Below are 22,385 nucleotides of genomic sequence, written 5' to 3'. Positions count from 1 at the left end.
GCCATGTCATCTCACAAGGCCCAGCGCAAATGCCGCATCACCCATACAGTACGCCTGATTGAATGTCCTTCCCAGCACGTTGTCGGTCGGTACTGATCGACGGCGCTTCTCTCCCGCAAGGAAGGGCAATGAAGACGCGCGCAATGGGCTCAGGCCTGGCCTGCCAGAACGCGCCGCTCCCACGAGGTGATCTCGTCGAGAAAGCTCATCAGCTCCAGATTCTTGCTGGCGATATAACCCTCGATGAATTCATTGCCAAACAGCTCCCGCGCCAGCTGGCTGAGCTCGAGTCTAGCCAGTGCGACCGGCATGCTGCTCGGCAGGGTCAGGGCCTCCGGCACCTGAAATTCGCCTTGCAGCGGCGCACTCGGCTCCACCTGCTGCTGCAGCCCGAACAGTCCGGCAGCCAGGCTGGCAGTGATGGCCAGGTAGGGGTTGGCGTCGGCGCCCGGCAGACGGTTCTCCACCCGCCGCGCCGCCGGTGGACTGGCGGGAATGCGCAAGCCCGCCGCACGGTTGTCATGCGACCAGCAGACATTGTTCGGCGAGGCATAGGGATGGCACAGCCGCTGGTAGGAGTTGACGTGCGGGGCAAACAGCAGGGTGAAGTCGGCGAGTGCCCGCTGCTGACCGCCGATGAAGTGACGGAAGGCCGGCGTCGGTTCGCCGCATTCGTCACTGAACAGATTCCTCCCGCTGCCCTGCGCCACCAGGCTCTGATGGATGTGCATGGAGCTGCCGGGAACCCCGGCCAGCGGCTTGGCCATGCACACCACCATCAGCCCGTGCCTGAGCGCCACCTCCCTGAGCAGGTGCTTGAACAGGAAGGTCTGGTCGGCCACATGTAGGGGATCGCCGTGCAGCAGGTTGATCTCGAATTGGCTGACACCCATCTCGTGCATGAAGGTATCGCGTGGCAGCCCGAGCGCCGCCATGCAGCGATAGACATCGTCGAAGAACGGCCGCAAGCCGTTGCTGGAGGAAATGCTGAAGGCCGAGAAGCCGGCCTCGCGCCGTCCATCGAGTCCGATCGGCGGCTGAAACGGCAGATGCGGATCGCCGTGCGGAGCGAAGACGAAGAACTCCAGCTCGGTGGCCACCACCGGCTGCCAGCCCTGGCGGGCATAGGCGGCCAGCACCCGCTTGAGCAGAGTACGGGTAGATAGTGGCGAACCGCCTCCCTTCAGCTCCTCGGCATCGCAAATCGCCAGCGCCCGAGGCCGCTCGCACCAAGGTAGCAGATGAATCTGCTGCGGGTCGGGAACCAACAGCAGGTCGCCATCGTCACTGCCATAGAAGCAGGTTGGCGGATAGCCGCCCATGATGCACTGCAACAGCACCCCGCGGGCCAACTGCAAGCGCTGCCCTGCGAGAAAGCCCGCGGCGGTCATCACCTTGCCGCGCGGCACCCCATTGAGATCGGGAGTGACGCACTCGACCTCCTCGACATCAGCCAGGCGTTCGGCGAGAGCCTGATGAGGCTTGATCATGACGGGGCCTCCCCTTCCACGGCGGTCCGTACACAGTACGCAGCCGCCACCGGGGAGTTCAAGCCGTCCATCGTTACCCCAGCCAAGGCAAGACGCTTTGGCTATCATGACAACCGAAGATCAGGCACAGCAGGCTTGCATGGCAAGCCGACAGGGCGGGAATCCGAGCGATCAGGGATATGGCGCCCCCTGCTGGAGTCGAACCAGCATCTAGCCCTTAGGAGGGGCTTGTTCTATCCATTGAACTAAGGGGACATGGAAAATCATCGAATCTTGCGTAGTCGTGCTTGCTGACTCACTTCAGCCACGAACACATGCCACAAGACTTCGATCAATCGGCCAACGGCGCTGGGGCGGCATTTTAGCCATGAAAATGCCTTTTGTCATGCAGGCTGCATAAAAACGGAGAGAGCCACGGAACAACAGCCTATTCGCGCAGTCGACTCTTGGGCTGGGCACAGCATGGCCACGGAAGGAATTCTGATGCCAATCAAACATGCAAATCGGCTCACCCCGATTAATTGATTCAAACATCAAGAAGAGTGAACCACTTCAGCGAGCCGAGGTCATACCGAAAACACCCTTGCAAGCTAATTGCCAGCACTCTATAACAACTCACCGGTCGAAACTATGCAACCTATGAAACAGGCACTCTACTCCAGCCGCACAGCGGACAAATTCGTCGTTCGTCTACCCGACGGCATGCGTGAACGTATCGCGGATGTGGCGCGCAACCACCATCGCAGCATGAATTCGGAGATCATTGCACGCTTGGAGCAAAGCCTGCTTCAGGAAGACGCCTTGGGCGACGACCTTAGCCTGCGCCTGGACAGTCCCGAGCTTTCCCTGCATGAACGGGAGCTTCTGCAGCGCTTCCGGCAACTGACCCGACGCCAGCAGAATGCCTTGGTCGCCTTGATCGCGCAGGATAGCGAACTCGCGACCGAAGGCCTGAGTGCCGAGCAGTAGCCGCATGATCGACAGGCGCTACCTTCAATCGGAGGTTCTGGCTGAATCGTCGGTGACTGACGCAGGGAGCAGGCCTATATCCATAGGCCTGTTTTAATCACGAGCCGTGCATGTTCGCCGCACAGCAGGTCGACGCCAAACCTCAGCCCCGCTTCGAACCTTGCATCCCTGGCCATCAAGTCGGCCCCGTAAAACTCCCAAACCCCCATGACAACTCAAGCCTCAGGCAGACGCCGAGCGGCTTGTCCCCGCCCCGCATCCGCACCGACTCAAAGCAAAAACAGCGTGGCCAACCCCAGGAAAATGAAGAAACCGCCACTGTCAGTCATGGCAGTGATCATCACACTAGCCCCCATGGCCGGATCGCGCCCAAGCCTGGCCAGCGTCATGGGAATCAGCACCCCCATCAGAGCAGCCATCAGCAGATTCAGGGTCATGGCGCCCGTCATCACCGCAGCCAGTGACCAGCTGCCGTAAAGAACGCCTGCCACCATGCCGATCACCCCTCCCCAGACCAGGCCGTTGATCAGCGCCACCCCCAGCTCCTTGATCAGCAGACGGGCCGTGTTGCCCGTACTGACCTGCCCCAGAGCCATGGCACGAACGATCATGGTGATAGTCTGGTTGCCGGAGTTGCCGCCGATGCCGGCGACGATCGGCATCAGTGCCGCCAGGGCCACCAGCTTCTCGATGGAATCCTCGAACAACCCGATCACTCGGGAGGCGACGAAGGCGGTCACCAGATTCACCGCGAGCCATGCCCAGCGATTGCCAACCGACTTCCAGACCGAGGCGAAGATATCCTCCTCTTCGCGCAAGCCGGCCATGTTCAGCACTTCACTTTCACCTTCCTCACGAATCAGATCGACCATGGCATCAATGGTCAGGCGACCGATCAGCTTGCCATCCCTGTCCACCACGGGCGCGGAAACCAGATCATAACGCTCGAAGGCCTGGGCGGCATCGTAGGCATCCTCGTCGGGATGAAAGCGCACCGGATCGAGCGCCATGATCTCGGCGACCTGTCGCTCGGGATCGCTGACCAGCAGGCGCTTGATCGGCAGCACCCCCTTCAGCATCCCGTCATAATCCACCACGAACAGCTTGTCGGTGTGCCCTGGCAGCTCCTTCAAGCGCCGCAGATAGCGCAAGACCACCTCCAGACTGACGTCTTCGCGGATGGTAACCATCTCGAAATCCATCAGCGCGCCAACCTGATCCTCTTCGTAGGAGAGCGCCGAGCGCACCCTCTCACGCTGCTGGGCGTCAAGGGACTCCATCAGCTCATGAACCACATCGCGCGGCAGTTCGTGGGCCAGGTCCGCAAGCTCGTCGGCCCCCAGCTCCTTGGCAGCAGCGATCAGCTCATGATCGTCCATGTCGGCGATCAGGGTTTCGCGAACCGCGTCAGATACTTCGAGAAGAATGTCACCGTCGCGCTCGGCCTTGACCAGTTGCCAGACGCTCAGGCGGTCGCCGAGAGGAAGAGCTTCGAGGATATAGGCGATATCCGCCGGATGCAGCTCGTCGAGCTTGCGTTGCAGCTCCGCCAGGTTTTGCCGGTGCACCAGATCCTCGACCAGATCATGGTGCGCCCCCAACTGGCGGTGCGTCAGGTTTTCAACCAGCTTGTGCCGATGCAGCAGCTCCACAACCTGGGCGAGACGTTCCTGCAGGCTTTCCTGCTGCTTCTTGGCTTCAACTTCAGTCATGGCAAACTCCACCCCCAGCAGCGGAGCACGCCAAGGGCATCAATCAGTCAATGCGCGATTGCACGAATCGGTTTTGAAATAACTACTGGGTAAGTCCATGGTGGATTTCCACAAGCCCCGGTGGGGCTGACAGGCGTAATCATAACACTGCCCGACGGCCTTGCACTCGTCAGAATGCTGGCCAGAACAATCGCTTGCAATGCGAACCTCCGCTCAATCTCACCGTGCAGCACCGGCAAGGAGATCCGGGACACATCGCCCCCTGCAGGCAGGCGCTACCCTGCCCCCACGCCAAGGAGGACGCCCCATGCACGGATTACTGATACGCGCTTCGGCAACAGCGCTTCTGCTCTGCTCTTCGCCCCCACTCGTCGCTGCGCCCGTATATCGCTGCGCAGCCCCAGGCGGCCATATCAGCTTCACCCATCACGGCTGCCCTGCAGGCCAGCAGCAACAGCTGCAGAGCGCCTTCAACGCCACGCCCGGCATGGGCGGCAGCCCCACCCCCATGGCAAGCGAGCCTCGGGACCGCGCGCTCCGCACCGCGAGACAGGACAAGCCTCAGGAGCCGACCATTGTCGGCCAGCAAGACGATGGCTGCGGCAACCAGATCACAGGCCGAGAACGCCGCGAAGCGATGATCCAAAAGGAAGTGCGCTCAGGCATGCCCCGCGCGGACGTAGAAAGCGCCCTCGGCAAGCCGGACCGGATTTCCAGACGCAACGGCCGAACCAGTTACCACTACCGAGACAATGCGGGCAACACGAGACAGATCGACTTCGACGAACATAACTGCGTCAGCGCCAAGAGCCGAAAATGAAAAAGGGCCTGCATCGCTGCAGGCCCTTCTGATATGGCGCACTCAGGAGGATTCGAACCTCCGACCGCCCGGTTCGTAGCCGGGTACTCTATCCAGCTGAGCTATGAGTGCGTATGGCGCTTGATGGACCAGATCACCGCTGGTTTCGAACCAGCCTTCTCAGGCGATTCAAATAATGGCGCACTCAGGAGGATTCGAACCTCCGACCGCCCGGTTCGTAGCCGGGTACTCTATCCAGCTGAGCTATGAGTGCGCTGAGCGTGCGCATTATAGGGATTCCGCTTCGATGTTCAAGCGAAAATTCGATCAACTTCATCAGCTTGCCGAACCACCGCAGAACACCCAACCCTACAACGCTTGTGAATGGCGGAGGAGGGGGGATTCGAACCCCCGACACCCTTTTGAGGTGTACTCCCTTAGCAGGGGAGCGCCTTCGGCCACTCGGCCACCCCTCCGCAACACGGGGCGAATCATACCGGCCTTTGCCCCGCTTGCCAAGCTAAAAATCGATAAAAATTAGTGGCTTGGCTCTTGATCTTTTTCTTTCTGAATGCGTTGGTAGATTTCTTCGCGATGTACAGCGACCTCTTTCGGTGCATTGACGCCAATGCGCACCTGATTACCTTTCACACCCAGCACGGTGACCGTCACATCATCACCCACCATCAGGGTCTCTCCGACCCGACGAGTCAGAATCAGCATTCCTTTCTCCTTTTATGGGAAGTCAACAGAACAACAGTCTGCAAAAATAAAAATGGTGATATTCCCACCCTACCCCAAGGAATATACACCCAAGTATTGACCAGGGCTGGCGAAAGGAAAGCCCTCCTCACCCGGGCAAAACGATGAAGGCGCGGGATTACTCCGCGCCCTCATCAGTCACTCGCTCACTCGCCCTGGCGGGCAGGAGCATCCAACTCGAACGCGGTATGCAGGGCACGAACCGCCAGTTCCAGGTACTTTTCCTCGATGACCACGGAAACCTTGATTTCCGAAGTCGAAATCATCTGGATATTGATACCTTCCTTGGCCAAGGCTTCGAACATGCGGCTGGCAACCCCGGCATGGGAACGCATGCCTACTCCAACGATGGAAACCTTGGCAATGTCGGTATCGCCAATGACCTCGCGCGCACCAATTTCGCGCGCGGTGTTCTCCAACACGCGCATGGCGCTCAAATAGTCGTTGCGGTGTACGGTGAAAGTGAAGTCGGTGGTGTTGTCGTGCGCGATGTTCTGCACAATCATGTCCACCTCGATATTGGCCGCACTGATCGGCCCGAGGATCTTGAACGCCACGCCGGGATTGTCCGGCACGCCACGAATGGTCAGCTTGGCTTCGTCGCGATTGAAGGCGATGCCGGAAATGATCGGCTGTTCCATGGATTCCTCTTCATCGGTGGTAATGAGGGTGCCCGGCCCCTCCTGAAAGCTGTGCAGCACGCGCAGCGGGACATTGTATTTGCCGGCGAACTCCACCGAGCGGATCTGCAGCACCTTCGAGCCCAGGCTGGCCATTTCCAGCATCTCCTCGAAGGTGATCTTGTCCAGACGCTGGGCCTTGGGTACCACACGCGGATCGGTGGTGTAGACGCCGTCGACATCGGTATAGATCTGGCACTCGTCGGCCTTCAGGGCCGCGGCCAGGGCCACCCCAGTGGTGTCGGAACCGCCGCGCCCCAGAGTGGTGATGTTGCCGTGCTCGTCGACCCCCTGGAAACCGGCAACCACCACCACGCGACCGGCCTTGAGATCGGCACGCAGCCTCTGGTCATCGATTTGCAGGATTCGTGCCTTTGTAAAGGAGCTGTCGGTAAGAATGCGCACCTGATTGCCGGTGTAGGACACCGCCGGTACGCCGCGCTTGATCAGCGCCATGGCCAGCAGGGCAATGGTCACCTGCTCGCCGGTCGAGACCATCACATCCAGCTCGCGCGGCACGGGCTGCTCGCTGATCTGCTTGGCCAGGCCGATCAGGCGATTGGTCTCGCCGCTCATGGCGGAAACCACGACCACGATGTCATCGCCGTTCTCGCGGAATTTCTGGACCTTCTCGGCTACCTGCTCGATCCGCTCGATGGAGCCTACAGAGGTGCCCCCGAATTTCTGTACGATCAACGCCATTTGAAAAGCCACCTAAGCCCGTGAAGGGCGCCATTAAACATTTCCAGCGCGCCGACTGCCAAGGCCGGCCGGCGCGGCCCGGGATCGGGAGGCGGGCCGTTACAGAGCCTGCTCGACGAACGGCACGACCAGCGCCAGCGCCTCGTTCAGCTTGCCGGCCTCGGTGCCACCGCCCTGGGCCATGTCCGGACGACCGCCGCCCTTGCCACCGACCGCCGCCGCCGCCTGTTTCATCAGGTCGCCGGCCTTGAGCTTGCCGGCCAGGTCCTGGGTGACGCCAGCGACCAGCACGACCTTGCCCTCGAACTCGCCGCCGAGCAGGATCACCGCACTGCCCAGCTTGTTCTTCAACTGGTCGACCAGCACCAGCAGGGCCTTGCCGTCCAGATCGTCGAGGCGGGCGGACAGCACCTGTACACCCCCGACTCCGATGGCCGAGGCGGCCAGATCGTCGCCGGCCGCACTGGCAGCCTTGGCTTTCAGCTGTTCCAGCTCCTTCTCCAGCTGACGATTGCGCTCCAGCAGACCGGCCAGCTTGTCCAGCAGGTTGTCGCGACTGCCCTTGACCAGCGCCGCCGCTTCCTTGAGCTGCTCCTCGGCGCCGTTCAGGTAGTCCAGCGCACCCGCGCCGGTCACCGCCTCGATACGGCGCACGCCGGCGGCCACGCCGCCCTCGCTGACGATCTTGAACAGACCGATGTCGCCGGTGCGCCTGGCATGGATGCCACCGCACAGCTCGATGGAGAAATCGCCCATGCTCAGCACGCGCACGCTGTCGCCGTATTTCTCGCCGAACAGGGCCATGGCGCCCTTCTTCTTCGCCGAGTCGATATCGGTGACTTCGGTTTCCACCGTGCTGTTCTTGCGGATCTCGGCATTGACCAGCGCCTCCAGGACCTTGATCTGCTCCGCGGTCACTGCCTCGAAGTGACTGAAGTCGAAGCGCAGGCGCTGGCTGTTGACCAGCGAACCCTTCTGCTGCACATGCTCGCCGAGGATCTGGCGCAGCGCGGCATGCAGCAGGTGAGTGGCGGAGTGGTTGAGCGCGGTGGCGCCGCGCACCGAACCGTCGACCTGCGCCTCCAGGGTCTGGCCGACACGCAGGCCACCCTCGGCGACCACGCCGTGGTGCAGGTAAGCACCGCCGACCTTGGTGGTGTCGCGCACGTCGAAACGCACGCCGCCGGCATCACTCAGGTAGCCGCAGTCGCCGACCTGGCCGCCGGACTCGGCATAGAACGGGGTGCGGTCGAGCACCACCACGCCCTCCTCGCCTTCGCCGAGCTGCTCGACGGCAGCGCCATCCCTGAACAGGGCGACCACCTGGCCCTGACCGAAGGTACCCTCGTAGCCGGTGAACAGGGTGTCGGCGTCGACCTTAACCAGGCTGTTGTAGTCGAGACCGAAGGCGCTGGCCGAACGGGCGCGCTCGCGCTGGGCCTGCATCTCGCGCTCGAAGCCGTCCTCGTCGATCGACAGCTCGCGCTCGCGGGCGATGTCGGCGGTCAGGTCGACCGGAAAGCCGTAGGTATCGTAGAGCTTGAACACCACGTCACCGGGAATGACCTTGCCCTGCAGTTCGACCAGGTCCTGCTCGAGGATCTTCAGGCCCTGCTCCAGGGTCTTGGCGAACTGTTCTTCCTCGTTCTTCAGCACGCGCTCGATCTGTGCCCGCTGCTGCCTGAGCTCCGGATAGGCATCGCCCATCTCGGTGACCAGCGCGGCGACGATCTTGTGGAAGAAGGCACCCTTGGCGCCCAGCTTGTTGCCGTGGCGGCAGGCGCGACGAATGATGCGGCGCAGCACGTAGCCACGGCCCTCGTTGGACGGGGTCACGCCGTCGGCGATCAGGAAGCCGCAGGAACGGATGTGGTCGGCCACCACCTTGAGCGACGGTGCGCCGTCGTTGGCGCAGCCGATGGCCTGCGCAGAGGCGGCCAGCAGGTTCTGGAACAGGTCGATCTCGTAGTTGGAGTGGACATGCTGCAGCACCGCGCTGATCCGCTCGAGGCCCATGCCGGTGTCCACCGAGGGCGCCGGCAGCGGGTGCAGCACACCGTCGGCAGTACGGTTGAACTGCATGAACACGTTGTTCCAGATCTCGATGTAGCGGTCGCCGTCCTCTTCCGGGGAACCGGGCGGGCCGCCCCAGATGCCTTCGCCGTGGTCGTAGAAGATCTCGGTGCACGGGCCGCAGGGACCGGTGTCGCCCATCGCCCAGAAGTTGTCGGAAGCGTAGGGCGCACCCTTGTTGTCGCCGATGCGCACCATGCGCTCGGCCGGCACGCCGACTTCCCGGGTCCAGATGTCGTAGGCCTCGTCATCGCTGGCATAGACGGTGACCCAGAGCTTCTCGGCGGGCAGGTTCAGCCACTTCGGCGAAGTCAGGAACTCCCAGGCATAGGCGATGGCGTCGCGCTTGAAATAGTCGCCGAAGCTGAAGTTGCCCAGCATCTCGAAGAAAGTGTGATGACGGGCGGTGTAGCCGACGTTCTCCAGATCGTTGTGCTTGCCGCCGGCACGCACGCACTTCTGGCTGGTGGTGGCGCGGGTGTAGGCACGCTTTTCCAGGCCGAGGAAACAGTCCTTGAACTGGTTCATGCCGGCGTTGGTGAACAGCAGGGTCGGGTCGTTCGCCGGAATCAGCGAACTGGAGGCCACACGGGTGTGCCCCTTCTCTTCGAAGAAGCGGAGGAAGGCTTCACGGATTTCTGCGCTTTTCATAAATGAATGGGTCCAGAGAAAACTGCGGCCACGGCAAGATTGGCAAAGGGACGCATTATATCGGCCCCGTGCGACCACGGTAGCGCTTTCTTCCATCAGCGGATCCGAGCTGCCACAGGCAGCCGCTCCCCGGATGCCGGCCGCCGAACAGGCGTTGGGATCATGGTTCAGGTAACGCCGGCCGGCACGAACCGCCCCGCGCTTGTCGAGCAGGAGCGACAGTCGCATGCATGGCCCGGATAAACCGCATGCACGCCGCGGAGCGGAGGCTCGAGGCAATGCATCCAGCCTCCGCTCTTGCAGGCGGGCGGAACGCCTTCCAGGCGTCAGCTCGAGCAGCCTGCCCTGCGCCAGCGCGGAAGTTGCCGTCGGCGGACTCGGACTACCACAGGCCGGGGAACGACGGGACGGTCAGTGGTCGCACTCGGGACCATGCACATGGTCGTCATCACCGGCTTCGGCCGGCTCCATCTCCAGCTGCAGACTGACCAGGTTGGTGGCCATCGGGCGCAGCAGCAGGTTGGCGTACTCGGTATCGCCCTCCTCCACATCCACGCCGATCAGGAGCTGGCCATTGACCTGCTGAACCCAGAGCTCGCGGCCCTGCCAGATCACCGCGAAACGGGTGCAGGAGGTTTCCAGCTGGGTACCATCGGTGTCTTCGAGAACGAGTTGCAGGGCATCGGTCATTGTTCAGCTCCAGGGGTAGACCGCCACAGGCGGCGGGTTCGGTCGATTTGAAAAGGATAGACGGGGCCTAATCCCGGGGGCCGCGTCAGCTCGTCCGCGGCACTCGGCGCACAACTCGGGGATCGGCCAGGCCATGCAGCACCTTCGTCTTCGCCAGGGTCCGGCGGGCGGCCGCCTCCGGATCGAAAGGCCTCTGCCCGGGCAGGAAAGCCAGGCTGCTCCAGGACAGCCTGCCGAAATTCATCGCCCGTCTCCGCGCGGCTGGGCAACAGCGAGCGGCGCCGCACGCACCTGGGCTCCGGCGCAGAGCTGCAGGCGCCTGGCGGTCGGCGGATCGACCACCAGGGTACCGGCCGCCACCCGTGCCGGAGCGGCGGTGATCCGACAGTCCTGGCGTTGTCGATTGTGGATCAGGTAGGGCTCGGCCTCGTCCCCTGGCGTACCGACCGCCAGCACCAAGGTCTGACTGTCGCGCACGGCACGGATCTTCGCCGTTTCGCATTCGACCACCGGACCGGCATCGAAGATGTCGACATAGCCCTGATAGCTGAAGCCCTCCGCCCGGAGCATCGCCAGCGCCGGCTCGCTGTGCGGGTGCACACGGCCGATCGCTGCACGCGCCTCCTCGGAGAGAAAGCAGCTGTAGAGCGGAAACCTCGGCATCAGCTGGGCGATGAAGGCACGATTGCCGACTCCGGTGAGATAGTCGGCCTGGCGGAACTCCATGCGGAAGAAGTGCCGGCCGAGGCTTTCCCAGAACGGCGAGCGGGCGTTGGCATCGGACATGCCGCGCAATTCGGCAATCACCTTGTCGGCGAACAGAGTGCGGAATTCGGCGAGAAACAGCAGACGCGACTTCGCCAGCAGGCGGCCGTTCAGCCCGCTGCGGTGCTCGGCCTGGAGGAACAGCGAGCAGAGTTCGGAATTGCCGGTCAGGTCGTTGGCGAGGAACAGCGTGGGAATCTCCCGGTACAGCTCCAGCTCCCGCGAGGCGCTGACGGTCAGCCCGACCCGGTAGTTGTACCAGGGCTCGCGCAGCCCCACGGCGGCGGTCAGCCCGGCGATGCCGGCGATCCGCCCCTGGTCGGTTTCCAGCACGAACAGATAGTCGGCGTCGGCCTTCGCGGCCTCGCCGCGAAAGCTCCGCTCGGCCATCGCGACGCGCTGTGCCAGGCGTTCCTCGTTGGACGGCAGCGAGGTCAGGCCGGTACCTGCGCCAGTGCTGCGGGCAAGGTCGATCAGCGCGGGCAGGTCGGCGTTGCGCACGGGACGAACGATCATGTTTCCTCCGCCAGTATCACGAGCGCAAGGCCGCTCACAGGGCTACCAGGCGCAGGCTGTCGCCTTCGCCGACGCCGAGGGCCGCAGCCGTCTCGGCGCTCAGCGTCAGCGGCTGGCCGGGCGTCCAGTCCAGCTCGACCAGGCTGGCGCGAAAATCCTGCAGGCCGCCGTTGCTGAGCAGGTAGGTCCGGCCGGCGGCACGCTCGCTGGCACCGATGGCCACCGGCGCCACGGCGCTGCGGGCGATCGAGCGGACGCCGGCGGTGCGCGCATGGAGGATCGGCCCACCGTCGAAGATATCGATGTAATGCTCGGTCTCGAAACCCTCGCGGGTCATGATGTCGAAGCTGATCTGCGCACGCGGGTGGACCTGGCCCATGGCCTCCTGGGCGGCATCCGGCAGCAGCGGCACGTAGATCGGGTAGTGCGGCATCAGCTCGGCGAGGAAGGTACGACTGCGCAGGCTGGACAGGCGCTCGGCCGCCGCGTAGCTCATGTCGAAGAAGTGCCGGCCGACCGCGTCCCAGAACGGCGAGTCGCCCCGGTCGTCGCTCGGCCCGAGAACTTCCACTACCACGGCGTCGGCGAAGCGCTCCGGATGGCTGGCCATGAACAGCAGGCGGCCGCGGGAGATCAGCTCGGCCCAGGGCGTGTGCGCCAGCGTCGGCTCGATATAGAAGCTGCTCAGCAGACTGCTGCCGGTCAGGTCGTGACAGATCGACAGCACATGGATCTTGTTGTGGATCTTCAGCTCGCGCGAGGCGTGCACGAAGGTCTCGTTGCGAAAGCTATAGAAGGCTTCGGAATAGCCGGCCGAGGCGACGATCCCCGAGCAGCCGAGCAGACGCCCGCTACCCGGCTCCTCGAGGACGAAGAAGTAGCGCTCCTCGCCGCTGAAGCTGACCTCCGCGGCGAACGAGGACTCGGACACGGCGATCTTTTCGCGCAGGCGCTCGCGATCGTCGGGCAGCGAAGTGACGCCGATCGGACTGTCCGCGGCCAGACGCTGAACCTCGGCCAGATCGGCCATTTGCGCGGGGCGCATCACCAGCATGGGGCGTCACTCCTTGGGGACGGGCTGGAGCGCAGCGTCCCGTGTCTTGCGCCGATCAGCCGCGGACCAGCCGGGCGATGGCCCGCTCGAAACGCTCCAGCCCTTCGTCGATGTCGGCATCCTCGATCACCAGGCTCGGCGCGAAACGCACCACGTCGGCGCCGGCCTGCAGCACCATCAGGGCCTCCTGCTCGGCAGCGACCAGCAGGTCGCGGGCCCTGCCCTTCCAAGGCTCGCTCAGCACACTGCCGATCAGCATGCCCATGCCGCGCACTTGGCTGAAGATGCCGTACTGCGCACCGATCGCCTCGAGACGGGTCTTGAAGCGCTGGTGTTTGTCCTTCACCCCCTGCAGCACCTCCGGGGTGTTGACCACGTCGATCACCGCCTCGGCCACCGCGCAGGCCAGCGGGTTGCCGCCGAAGGTAGTGCCGTGCACGCCGGCCGGGAAGTGCCTGGCCAGGTCGGTGCGAGTGAGCATGGCACCGATCGGGAAGCCGCCGCCCAGCCCCTTGGCGGTGGACAGGATGTCCGGGACCACGCCGTAGTGCATGTAGGCAAAGAGTTCGCCGGTGCGGCCGACGCCGGTCTGCACCTCGTCGAAGATCAGCAGCGCGTTGTACTGGTCGCACAGCCGGCGCGCGCCTTCCAGGTAGGCCTGCTGGGCCGGGAGGATGCCGCTCTCGCCCTGGATCGGCTCCAGCACCACCGCGCAGGTCCGCTCGGAAATCGCCGCCTCCAGGGCTGCCAGGTCGTTGTAGGGGACATGGGTGATGCCTTCGGGCCTCGGCCCGAAACCGTCGGAGTACTTGGGCTGGCCGGCGACGCTGACGGTGAAGAAGGTACGCCCGTGGAAGCTGTCCAGCGCGGAGATGATCTCGCACTTCTGCGGCCCGAAGCGGTCGTGGGCGACGCGCCGGGCGAGCTTGAAGGCCGCCTCGTTGGCCTCGGCGCCGGAGTTGCAGAAGAACGCCCGGTCGGCGAAGGTGGCGTCCTCCAGCTTCTTCGCCAGGCGCAGGGTCGGCTCGTTGGTGAATATGTTCGAGACATGCCAGATCTTCCCGGCCTGCTCGGTCAGCGCCGCCACCAGCCGCGGATGGCAGTGACCCAGGGAGTTCACCGCGATCCCGCCGGTGAAGTCGATCAGCTCGCGACCGCTCTGATCCCAGACTCGCGAGCCCTGGCCGCGCACCGGAATGAAGGCGGCAGGGGCATAGTTGGGGACCATCAACTGGTCGAAATCGGCGCGTTGCACCTGAGCATGCTCAACGGACATCGGGAAACTCCTGCCACGGTAGGCTAGCGAAGAAGGATTCTGGAAACGCCCCTGCGGCGGGTATTCTCGCCAGACGACAACCTGGTGCGGCGCCATTTGCAGGGTCCCCGCCTTCCGGCGACAGCGCGGAAAGCATCAGGAGGCGCAGTTTAAACGCTGTACGCCGCGGAAAAAGCGGCTCGACAGAAAAAATCCCCCGGCCGGGAGCCGATGGCGCTCCAGATCACGGCTCGGCCGGCGCGGTCGACTCGAACTGGCCGCCGGCACGCCGCTGGTTGCGGTCCTCCCGCGGGGTGGTGCCGAAGAAGCCGCGGTAGGCGCTGGAAAAATGCGGCCCGGAGGAGAAGCCGCAGGACAGGCCGATCTGGATGATCGACTTGCCGGTTTGCAGCAGCAGCTGGCGGGCCTTGTTCAGGCGCAGCTCCAGGTAGTACTGGCTCGGCACCCGGTTCAGGTACTGCTTGAAAATGCGCTCCAGCTGGCGCCGCGAGACGCAGACGTGCTGGGCGATCTCGTCGGTGGTCAAAGGCTCCTCGATATTGGCCTCCATCAGCAGCACCGCCTGGGTCAGCTTCGGATGACTGGAGCCGAGGCGGTTCTGCAGCGGCACCCGCTGGCGCTCGCCACCCTCGCGGATGCGCTCGACCACCAGCTCCTCGCTGACGGTGCAGGCCAGCTCGGCGCCGTGGTCCTGGGCCAGCACCGCCAGCAGCAGATCGAGCACCGCCAGGCCGCCGCAGGCGGTGAGACGGTCGCGGTCCCAGTCGAACAGATGAGCAGTGGCGATCACCCGCGGAAAGCGCTCGGCGAAATCCTCCTGCCAGCGCCAGTGCACCGCCGCCCGGTAGCCGTCGAGCAGCCCGAGCTGGGCCAGTGGATAGACCCCGGCAGACAGCCCGCCGAGCTGACAGCCCTCGCGCGCCACCTGCCTGAGCGCCGCGGCCAGCGGCGGCGCCACACGGATGGGCGGCGCGTCGGCCAGCAGCAACAGCTTGTCGAAGCCCCCCAGGCGGCCTTCCCAGGGCACGCCAGGCAGGCGCCATTCGCCCTCCTGCGGCACCTCGGCCTGCAGGAAGCACCACTCGTAGCGCACCTGCGGCTGCAGATGGATGGCGAGTTGCAGGGCCTCCTCGACCAGGGCCGGGGTCAGGGGCCGGGTCCCGGGCCAGAGGAGAATACCGATTCGATGGACAGTCATGGCGGGCGACGAAGCTTCCGGGGGCCGGACATTGAACAAGCCTCGCCGGCAGCACAGGCTCCGGCAAAGACGAGCGGCATTCTAGCAGGACCGGGCGAACGACCGCGCGGCCCTGCCCGCCCTGTACCCCCCGAAAATCGAACGCCACGCCCCGCCGCGGCGGGAGCCGGGGCGGGGCGTCGCTGGAGCGGGCGTGGCCGGTCAGGCGCAGGCGGCCCGCATGTCGCGATGGATGTCGACCAGTTGCTGCACCACCGACGGATCGGCCAGGGTGGAGATATCGCCCAGTCCGTCGTACTCGCCGACGGAGATCTTGCGCAGGATGCGGCGCATGATCTTGCCCGAGCGGGTCTTCGGCAGGCCGGGCGCCCACTGGATCACGTCCGGTGTGGCGATCGGGCCGATTTCACGGCGAATCCAGGCCTTCAGCTCCTGACGCAGCGCCTCGGAAGCCGGCACCCCGTCGTTCAGGGTGACGTAGACGTAGATGCCCTGCCCCTTGATGTCGTGCGGGATACCGACCACCGCCGCCTCGGCGACCTGCGGATGGGCGACCATGGCGCTCTCGATCTCGGCGGTGCCCATGCGGTGCCCGGAGACGTTCAGCACGTCGTCGACGCGACCGGTGATCCAGTAGTAGCCGTCCTCGTCGCGGCGAGCGCCGTCGCCGGTGAAGTACATGCCCTTGAAGGTCTTGAAGTAGGTGTCGACGAAGCGGTCATGGTCGCCGTACAGGCTGCGCGCCTGGCCCGGCCAGGAGTCGATGATCACCAGGTTGCCTTCGGCTGCCCCTTCGATCAGGTTGCCCAGGTTGTCCACCAGCGCCGGCTGCACGCCGAAGAACGGACGGGTCGCCGAGCCCGGCTTGAGCGCGGTGGCCCCCGGCAGCGGGCTGATCAGGATGCCGCCGGTTTCGGTCTGCCACCAGGTGTCGACGATCGGGCAGCGCTTCTGGCCGATGTTCTCGTAGTACCACTGCCAGGCTTCCGGGTTGATCGGCTCGCCCACCGAGCCGAGCAGGCGCAGGCTGGAGCCATCGGCGCCCTCCACCGCCGCCTTGCCCTGGGCCATCATGGCGCGGATGGCGGTCGGCGCGGTGTAGAGGACGTTCACCTTGTGCTTGTCGATGACCTTGGAAATGCGGGTCACGTCCGGGTAGTTGGGGATGCCCTCGAACAGCAGCGTGGTGGCGCCGTTGGCCAGCGGACCATAGACGATGTAGCTGTGGCCGGTGACCCAGCCCACATCGGCGGTGCACCAGTAGACTTCGCCCGGACGGTAGTCGAACACCCGCTCATGGGTCAGCGAGGCGTACAGCAGGTAACCACCGGTGGTGTGCACCACGCCCTTCGGCTTGCCGGTGGAGCCCGAGGTATAGAGAAGGAACAGCGGCTCCTCGGCGCCCATTTCCTTCGGTGCGCAGACGCTGCCGGCCACCTTTATCAGGTCCTCGTACCAGATGTCACGATGCGAGTGCCACTTGATGCCGCCGCCGGTGCGCTTGCAGACGATCACCTTGTTGACGCTGTAGGTATCCGGATTGGTCAGCGCCTCGTCGACGTTGGCCTTCAGCGGAACCCTCTTGCCGCCACGCAGCCCCTCGTCGGTGGTGATCACCACCTTGGACTTGCAGTCGGCGATGCGCCCGGCCAGTGCATCCGGAGAGAAGCCGCCGAACACCACCGAATGGATCGCGCCGATGCGGGCGCAGGCCAGCATGGCCACCACGGCCTCCGGAATCATCGGCATGTAGATGGTCACCACGTCGCCGCGATGAACGTCCTGGCCGCGCAGGGCATTGGCGAACTTGCAGACTTCCTCGTGCAGTTCGCGGTAGGTGATCAGGCGCTGCTCGGACGGATCGTCGCCTTCCCAGATGATCGCCAGTTGATCGCCACGCGCTTCGAGGTGACGGTCCAGGCAGTTGTAGGAGGCGTTGAGGGTGCCATCGGCGAACCACTTGATATCGACATGGTGGTCGTCGAAGGAGGTCTGCTTGACCTTGGTGAACGGCTTGATCCAGTCCAGACGCCTGGCCTGCTCGCGCCAGAAGCCATCGGGGTTGATCACCGACTGCTGATACATGGCCTTGTAGGAGGCCTCGTCGGTAAAGGATTGGGCAGCAACTTCAGGACGTACCGGATACAGGGAAGCGGCGCACATAAGGAGTTTTCCTCGCGAAAAACAAAATTATTTTTATTGGCTGCAACTTCTAGCCTCTTGACAGTAGCTTCTTCTAGCTTCTTGACATTAGCTACAAAATTCGACAATGGTCTTAACGCAAATTGACCAAAAGAAGCTACCGGGGCCGGACAAGGCCACGCTTCCAGCCCGCGGGAAACGGGCCTTCGAACTCCCCAAGAAAAGCATATGCGCTGCCGGGCCGCAGGTGGATCGGCGCGAAGCCGATCCATCGCCTGCCTCCCCAGGCAAAGCCACCGCCCGCAGGCGCTCAGGCCGGCGCCTGGCCGGCCCGCTCCAGCAGGCGTCGGGCCCGGCCCACGACCGGGGCGTCGACCATCTGCCCGTCGACCACGAACACCCCCTCGCCGGAAGCCGCGGCCATCATGACCCGCCGGGCCCAGGCCAGCTCCTCGGCGCCGGGCATGAAGGCCTCGTGGACCACGGCGACCTGACCCGGATGGATGCACAGCAGGCCGCCGAAGCCCATGTCGCAGGCCTGGCGCGCGCGCCGGGCCAGTCCGGCGGAGTCCTGGATGGCCGGGAAGATGGTTTCCAGCGGCGGCGCCAGGCGAGCAGTGCGCGACTGCAGCAGCAGCGCGTAGCGCACCTGATCCATGATCCGCTCGCCGCCCTCGCTGCCGGCGGCCAGTCCCAGATCCAGTCCCAGGTCGAGGCCGCCATAGGTCAGCCGCTCGACGCCCGGAACGCGGGCGATCGCCGGCAGGGCATTCACCCCCGCGGCGCTCTCCACGGCCGGCCACACCGGCTTGCCGGCTGCCGCTACCAGGCTGACCTGCACCGCGCTCTCCACCTTGGGCAGCACCACGCCGAGAATGCCCGGCTGGCGGCGGCACAGCTCCAGATCCGTGGCCTGCTGGGGATGGACCGGGGCATTGATGCGCACCAGCAGGCGGGCCTGCGGGTGGTCGCTCAGAAAGGCGTCCAGACTGGCGCGGGCTTCGGCCTTGAGGTCTTCCTCGACCGCATCCTCGAGATCGACGATGACCGCGTCGGCACCGCTGGCCAGCGCCTTGGGAATGCGCTCCGGACGGCTGGCCGGGACGAACAGGGCGGAACGGATGGGGGCTGGATGCATGGAGGTCTCTCGCTTGTTCTCGTTATGGGAAATGCATGATGCCCGAAGCCGGGATCGCGCCGGACGATCAAAGCGCGCCACCCCGCGCATCGCAAGCTCGGCGGCGGAATATCGGCGAAACGGGAAGGAGGGAAGTCGCGAGACGACGGAGAGATGTGGCGGAAGCGGACAAAAAAGAGGGCGACCCGAGGTCGCCCGCCCATCATTCCACTAGGAATGCAAACAAAACACTTGGATCGAATCTCCTGATCCAGGACCTTGCCTTTATATCCGACAGTCCGCTGGACACGGGATTGCACCAAGGTCTAACAGTCGGCCACTGTCGCGCGGAAGTCTCCGGCCTAGACAGCTCCACCACTCAACCCGGGCTGCTGCGGCCCTGTTCCGGAGTGAGACGTGGCGACCCGCTCGCGCAGCCGGTCGGCCATTTCCAGGCCCAGTTCGGTGGCTGCCTCGCGTCCCTCCTCAACCTTGACCTTGAGCGTGTCGGTCAACTGGTCGCTGGCCTCGCCGAGCAGTTTATCCTCCTGGCGGGTGGTCGGCAGCACGCCGGCGACCAGCGCCCCGACCGCGATGCCGAGCGCCCCCAGCACCAGGGGCTGCTCGTGCATCAGGGTGTCGAAGCCGCCCCGTGCCTGCTGTGCCCGATGGCGCAGGGATTCGGCGACATGCTGGCTGGAGTCGCTCAGGTGCTGCCGTGCCGAGCCCAGCGTGTCGCTCACCTCCTCGCCCAGATGCCCGGCCTTCTCGCGAAGGCCGGCGGCCCGCTGCCTGGCTTTCTCCGTCAGGGAAGGAGCGCCCGGCTCCATCCCTTCCTCGCCGGCATGGACCAGACGCGTCGACGTGCGCCGCTGGCTGGCCATAAGCCACAGCAGCCCGACCGAGGTCAGCACGGTCGGCAGCGGATTGGCGGCGACCGTGCTGGACAGGTTGGACATGAACTCACCGCCATGTCCCTTGCTATAGCCCAGCACCTTGTCCAGCAACTCGCCGGGGGACAGCTGGTTTTCCAGGGCATGCACGATGTTGCTGATTTCCGCGCGCTGCTGGTCGATTTCCCGCTCCAGGGTTTCCGGTCCCTTCTGCGCTTCAAGGTCGATTCTGCTCTGCGTGCTCATGGGGTTGCCTCCCGGATGGCGGCTTTGTCTTTCTGCAGGCTGTGCAGCGTGCGCGACGGCTTGAGCGAGGACGGGGCGAACCTCTTCTTGCCGCCCTGGACCATCACATAGCCGACCGCCATCACGATCACACCGACGATCAGCGCCGCCAGCCAGGCGTCCATCACCTGGCTCAGGGCGTAGACCGCCGCCTGCAGGAGAATGATGAAGCCGGCCAGCAGCACCGCGCCGCCGCCGGCCAGGGACATGATGCCGGCCTTGGTGGCGTTGATCGATTCGCTGATCTCGACCTTGGCCAGGGCCAGCTCCTTGGTCACCAGCGAGGGCAGCTCCCGGCCCAGCTGGCCAAGCAGGCCCAGGATACTGTTGCCGCCCGCCTCGGCCTCGGTGCGGGCGGTATGGGGGTGAATGGTGGCACTGGGCTGCACCGGGTCCGGCCGTATCGCCTCGGGCCGTGCGGGCCTGGCTTGCGCCGTCTCAGGCCGGACGGTTTCCGGCCGGGATGTCTCGGGCGTGGTCATGTCGTCGGGTCTGGCCTGGCTCGGCGGGTAGCTCCGGTTGCCGGTCGATTCGCTCATCGCTTCGTTCCTCCGTTCGGGCCTTTGTCGTTTTGTTGGCTGGCCGGACCTGCGCTTTCATGGGCGCCTGCCTGGGCGGTGCCGGTCATCCCCTGGCTACCTTGGCCGATGTCGCCGGGCGACAACGGCTGGGTGGTTCTGCCGGGGGTTTTGGCGGTGCTGACGGTGCCGCCCTGCGTGGCGGCAACCGTGGTCCCGGTGAGGTCCGGGGCGGCCTGGCCAGCGCTCGGCCCAAGCCCGGGTCCTGCCTGGTCGAGGGCGCTGCCGGAGGCCGGCCGGAACAGTCCGCCTTCCGCCGGACGGGCGGACTGCAGGGAGCGGCGCCCGGAAGCGCGGGCAAAACGGGTCAGGCCGAAGCCGACGGCAACGCTGCCGGCGAGAAACAACGCCGGGTTGTCCCTGGCCAGGCGGTCAGCCTCGTGGAACAGCTGCTCGGCACTCTTGCCGCGCAGCTGATCGGCGAATTTGAACAGGTGATCGGCGGCGTCCAGCACATAGGTCGACAGCGTCGGCTCGTCCTGTTCCTCGAGCTCGCAGGCCGCCGCGCGGGCCCCCTCGGCAATCTTTTCCAGCTCATCCGCAGCAGTTTGGGTATAGGTTTCCAGAGGGTCCCTGCTTCTGCCCTGCCGCTTGGCTTCGCTGCGCTGCGAATCGACTGCCTCCTCAGGCAGCTCCTGGAAAACATTGCCTGCCGGAAAGCCTTTGCGGCCGTTGGATCGTGGAGTGCGCTCAGTAGGTCTGGGCATGATCTTGTCCACCTCGATTTCTCTGCAAGCCACCGATCCCGTGTCCCGCGCAGGAGGTGGTGCAATGTCGGAAAAACAGCCTTCTTAACGTGCGTCCCTCCTATCAGGTGACCGGCCCTTTCCAGCGGAGTTCGAGCGAAACGATGAACTCCGGCTCGACGGCGATCGGCGCCGTCTTCTGAACTTTTTCGACACGTTGGCAATCCACCGAAAAACCCGTCGAACGGAGGGAAAGCCCATGAAAGCCCTGCTCGGACTCACCGCAGCCAGCGCCCTGCTGGCTTCCCTGTCCAGTTTCGCCTGCACCCCGGATGACATCTCCGTCAAGGCGCGGGAACTCGCCGCCAACGTGCACATGCTCACCGCGAGCGATCCGCAGAAAGCTAGGGAGATCTACAGGGAAGTGCGGAGAATGCAGCCCGAAGACACTGCCGAGGCGCTCCCCAACGAATGCGCAGCCTACGAGCAGCGCTCGCAGGAGCTGGAAGAGGCGACAGCCAAAGTCGAGAGCCAGGGGAAGGCGAACTACTACTACTGAGCGCTCACCCGGCGCACCGGGCGCAGGGGATCGCCAGGCCCGGCTCCGGCGGCCGCGAGCCTGTCCCCGGACGGAGCCGGCCTGCGATCGGCCACTGCACGCCGGGCGCGCTCAACCGGACGCCTGAGCGTCGTCCTCGTGGTTGATCGGTCCCTCGCGAAACAGATACTCCTTGAGCTCGCCGGAAAACTTGGGATCCTTGCGGCGAATCCACTCCAGCACCATGGATGCGTGTTCCTTCTCCTCGTCGCGGTTGTGCGCGAGGATGGCCTTGAGCTCCGGGTCCCGGCAGGCATCGACCCGCTGGTTGTACCAGTCGATGGCTTCGAGTTCCTCCATCAGCGAAACGATGGCCCGGTGCATGTCGCGGGTTTCGGCGGAAAGCTCTTCGATGGGCTCGTGATAACCGACGCTGGACATATCCTTTCTCCTGTGGGTTTAAGCGAAGCAACCCGCTCGATTCGCCCGATATGAAGACACTGAAGACAGCCGCCCTTGCACGGTGCGGACCTGCGGGGCTCAGCCACTCGCAGCCGCACTCAGGGCGCATGCCGTCAAAGCCTGTAGACTCCCCGCAGAGCCGCTTGGTTGCACCCCAGGTATGGGGCAGCCTCGCGCGCAGCCCCCGACAGACAGCCGCTCGATGAAGTAAAGACCCGGCGGCTGGCGCTCGCCGTACCTCGTACTTACCCCTTGGCTATGTCTGAGTTAGTTGTTGCATAGCTACTCGCCCTAGCGCCTCCCTCAAGCAAATCAATGGATTGAGCTGCGTCTTGTAGCGTTCGAGC

19 protein-coding genes and 4 tRNA genes are annotated in these 22,385 nt (G+C 64.6%); 3 read left to right on the top strand and 20 right to left on the bottom strand.

The window, feature by feature from the left end; all coding sequences use genetic code 11:
• Nucleotides 1-149: 149 nt before the first annotated feature.
• Together EV691_RS12690 and EV691_RS12685 are read right to left on the bottom strand one after the other, a co-directional pair.
• On the bottom strand, nucleotides 150-1,490 hold the full coding sequence (locus tag EV691_RS12690; protein WP_131297305.1) for a glutamine synthetase family protein: 1,341 nt from the start codon (nucleotides 1,488-1,490) through the stop codon (nucleotides 150-152).
• A 180-nt stretch (nucleotides 1,491-1,670) separates the two neighbouring features.
• A tRNA-Arg gene (locus tag EV691_RS12685) sits at nucleotides 1,671-1,745 on the bottom strand.
• Between the two features lie 375 nt (nucleotides 1,746-2,120).
• Here EV691_RS12685 and EV691_RS12680 point away from each other — a divergent pair.
• Nucleotides 2,121-2,459 carry an Arc family DNA-binding protein gene (locus EV691_RS12680; RefSeq protein WP_039803067.1) on the top strand — a complete coding sequence of 113 codons (339 nt, stop codon included), beginning with the start codon at nucleotides 2,121-2,123 and terminating at the stop codon, nucleotides 2,457-2,459.
• Nucleotides 2,460-2,728: 269 nt separating this feature from the next.
• Here the strand turns inward: EV691_RS12680 and mgtE are convergent, their stop codons facing one another.
• Nucleotides 2,729-4,171 carry a magnesium transporter gene (gene mgtE, locus EV691_RS12675; RefSeq protein WP_089168677.1) on the bottom strand — a complete coding sequence of 481 codons (1,443 nt, stop codon included), beginning with the start codon at nucleotides 4,169-4,171 and terminating at the stop codon, nucleotides 2,729-2,731.
• Between the two features lie 307 nt (nucleotides 4,172-4,478).
• Here mgtE and EV691_RS12670 point away from each other — a divergent pair, with 307 nt between their 5' ends.
• Nucleotides 4,479-4,991, top strand: a complete 513-nt coding sequence (locus EV691_RS12670; RefSeq protein ID WP_165496509.1) for a DUF4124 domain-containing protein — start codon at nucleotides 4,479-4,481, stop codon at nucleotides 4,989-4,991.
• Between the two features lie 34 nt (nucleotides 4,992-5,025).
• On the opposite strand, the gene EV691_RS12665 is transcribed toward EV691_RS12670, so the two are convergent.
• The 16 genes from EV691_RS12665 to EV691_RS12585 all read right to left on the bottom strand — a co-directional run bounded on the left by EV691_RS12665 (nucleotide 5,026) and on the right by EV691_RS12585 (nucleotide 21,071).
• Nucleotides 5,026-5,102, bottom strand: a tRNA-Arg gene (locus EV691_RS12665).
• A 65-nt stretch (nucleotides 5,103-5,167) separates the two neighbouring features.
• Nucleotides 5,168-5,244, bottom strand: a tRNA-Arg gene (locus EV691_RS12660).
• A gap of 111 nt (nucleotides 5,245-5,355) precedes the next feature.
• Nucleotides 5,356-5,446: transfer RNA gene (locus EV691_RS12655), tRNA-Ser, on the bottom strand.
• A gap of 61 nt (nucleotides 5,447-5,507) precedes the next feature.
• Nucleotides 5,508-5,693 (bottom strand): carbon storage regulator CsrA, encoded by a 186-nt coding sequence (gene csrA / locus EV691_RS12650; RefSeq protein WP_003283978.1) that lies wholly within the window; start codon nucleotides 5,691-5,693, stop codon nucleotides 5,508-5,510.
• Between the two features lie 185 nt (nucleotides 5,694-5,878).
• Nucleotides 5,879-7,114 carry an aspartate kinase gene (locus tag EV691_RS12645; RefSeq protein WP_089168679.1) on the bottom strand — a complete coding sequence of 412 codons (1,236 nt, stop codon included), beginning with the start codon at nucleotides 7,112-7,114 and terminating at the stop codon, nucleotides 5,879-5,881.
• A gap of 99 nt (nucleotides 7,115-7,213) precedes the next feature.
• Nucleotides 7,214-9,838: an alanine--tRNA ligase gene (gene alaS, locus EV691_RS12640; RefSeq protein WP_131297303.1), complete on the bottom strand. Its 2,625-nt coding sequence runs from the start codon at nucleotides 9,836-9,838 to the stop codon at nucleotides 7,214-7,216.
• Between the two features lie 411 nt (nucleotides 9,839-10,249).
• On the bottom strand, nucleotides 10,250-10,528 hold the full coding sequence (locus EV691_RS12635; RefSeq protein WP_039803059.1) for a topoisomerase II: 279 nt from the start codon (nucleotides 10,526-10,528) through the stop codon (nucleotides 10,250-10,252).
• Nucleotides 10,529-10,768: 240 nt separating this feature from the next.
• On the bottom strand, nucleotides 10,769-11,809 hold the full coding sequence (gene astA, locus EV691_RS12630) for an arginine N-succinyltransferase (protein ID WP_131297302.1): 1,041 nt from the start codon (nucleotides 11,807-11,809) through the stop codon (nucleotides 10,769-10,771).
• Nucleotides 11,810-11,843: 34 nt separating this feature from the next.
• Nucleotides 11,844-12,863 (bottom strand): arginine/ornithine succinyltransferase subunit alpha, encoded by a 1,020-nt coding sequence (gene aruF, locus EV691_RS12625; RefSeq protein WP_131297301.1) that lies wholly within the window; start codon nucleotides 12,861-12,863, stop codon nucleotides 11,844-11,846.
• A 55-nt stretch (nucleotides 12,864-12,918) separates the two neighbouring features.
• Entirely contained in the window at nucleotides 12,919-14,139 is a 1,221-nt protein-coding gene (locus EV691_RS12620; RefSeq protein ID WP_131297300.1) for an aspartate aminotransferase family protein, read from the bottom strand.
• Nucleotides 14,140-14,362: 223 nt separating this feature from the next.
• Nucleotides 14,363-15,337, bottom strand: coding sequence for a GlxA family transcriptional regulator (locus EV691_RS12615; protein WP_131297299.1), 975 nt, complete (start codon nucleotides 15,335-15,337; stop codon nucleotides 14,363-14,365).
• A 201-nt stretch (nucleotides 15,338-15,538) separates the two neighbouring features.
• Nucleotides 15,539-17,500: an acetate--CoA ligase gene (gene acs / locus EV691_RS12610; protein WP_131297298.1), complete on the bottom strand. Its 1,962-nt coding sequence runs from the start codon at nucleotides 17,498-17,500 to the stop codon at nucleotides 15,539-15,541.
• Between the two features lie 289 nt (nucleotides 17,501-17,789).
• On the bottom strand, nucleotides 17,790-18,617 hold the full coding sequence (locus EV691_RS12605; RefSeq protein WP_131297297.1) for an HpcH/HpaI aldolase/citrate lyase family protein: 828 nt from the start codon (nucleotides 18,615-18,617) through the stop codon (nucleotides 17,790-17,792).
• Between the two features lie 341 nt (nucleotides 18,618-18,958).
• Nucleotides 18,959-19,735 carry a DUF3618 domain-containing protein gene (locus tag EV691_RS12595; RefSeq protein ID WP_039803044.1) on the bottom strand — a complete coding sequence of 259 codons (777 nt, stop codon included), beginning with the start codon at nucleotides 19,733-19,735 and terminating at the stop codon, nucleotides 18,959-18,961.
• Entirely contained in the window at nucleotides 19,732-20,094 is a 363-nt protein-coding gene (locus tag EV691_RS12590) for a phage holin family protein (protein WP_039807590.1), read from the bottom strand. Before EV691_RS12590 ends, EV691_RS12595 begins: the two co-directional genes overlap by 4 nt.
• A gap of 215 nt (nucleotides 20,095-20,309) precedes the next feature.
• Nucleotides 20,310-21,071, bottom strand: coding sequence for a hypothetical protein (locus EV691_RS12585; RefSeq protein WP_232487114.1), 762 nt, complete (start codon nucleotides 21,069-21,071; stop codon nucleotides 20,310-20,312).
• Between the two features lie 226 nt (nucleotides 21,072-21,297).
• Between EV691_RS12585 and EV691_RS12580 the strand changes: the two genes are divergently transcribed.
• Nucleotides 21,298-21,597 carry a hypothetical protein gene (locus EV691_RS12580; RefSeq protein WP_131297296.1) on the top strand — a complete coding sequence of 100 codons (300 nt, stop codon included), beginning with the start codon at nucleotides 21,298-21,300 and terminating at the stop codon, nucleotides 21,595-21,597.
• 111 nt (nucleotides 21,598-21,708) lie between these two features.
• Here the strand turns inward: EV691_RS12580 and EV691_RS12575 are convergent, their stop codons facing one another.
• Nucleotides 21,709-22,017 (bottom strand): encapsulin-associated ferritin-like protein, encoded by a 309-nt coding sequence (locus tag EV691_RS12575; protein WP_131297295.1) that lies wholly within the window; start codon nucleotides 22,015-22,017, stop codon nucleotides 21,709-21,711.
• Between the last annotated feature and the right edge of the window lie 368 nt (nucleotides 22,018-22,385).

The organism is Azotobacter chroococcum, assembly GCF_004339665.1.
Taxonomy (GTDB): domain Bacteria; phylum Pseudomonadota; class Gammaproteobacteria; order Pseudomonadales; family Pseudomonadaceae; genus Azotobacter; species Azotobacter chroococcum.
Note: the sequence above shows the minus strand (reverse complement) of the source record. Positions and strands in the feature narration are given on the sequence as shown.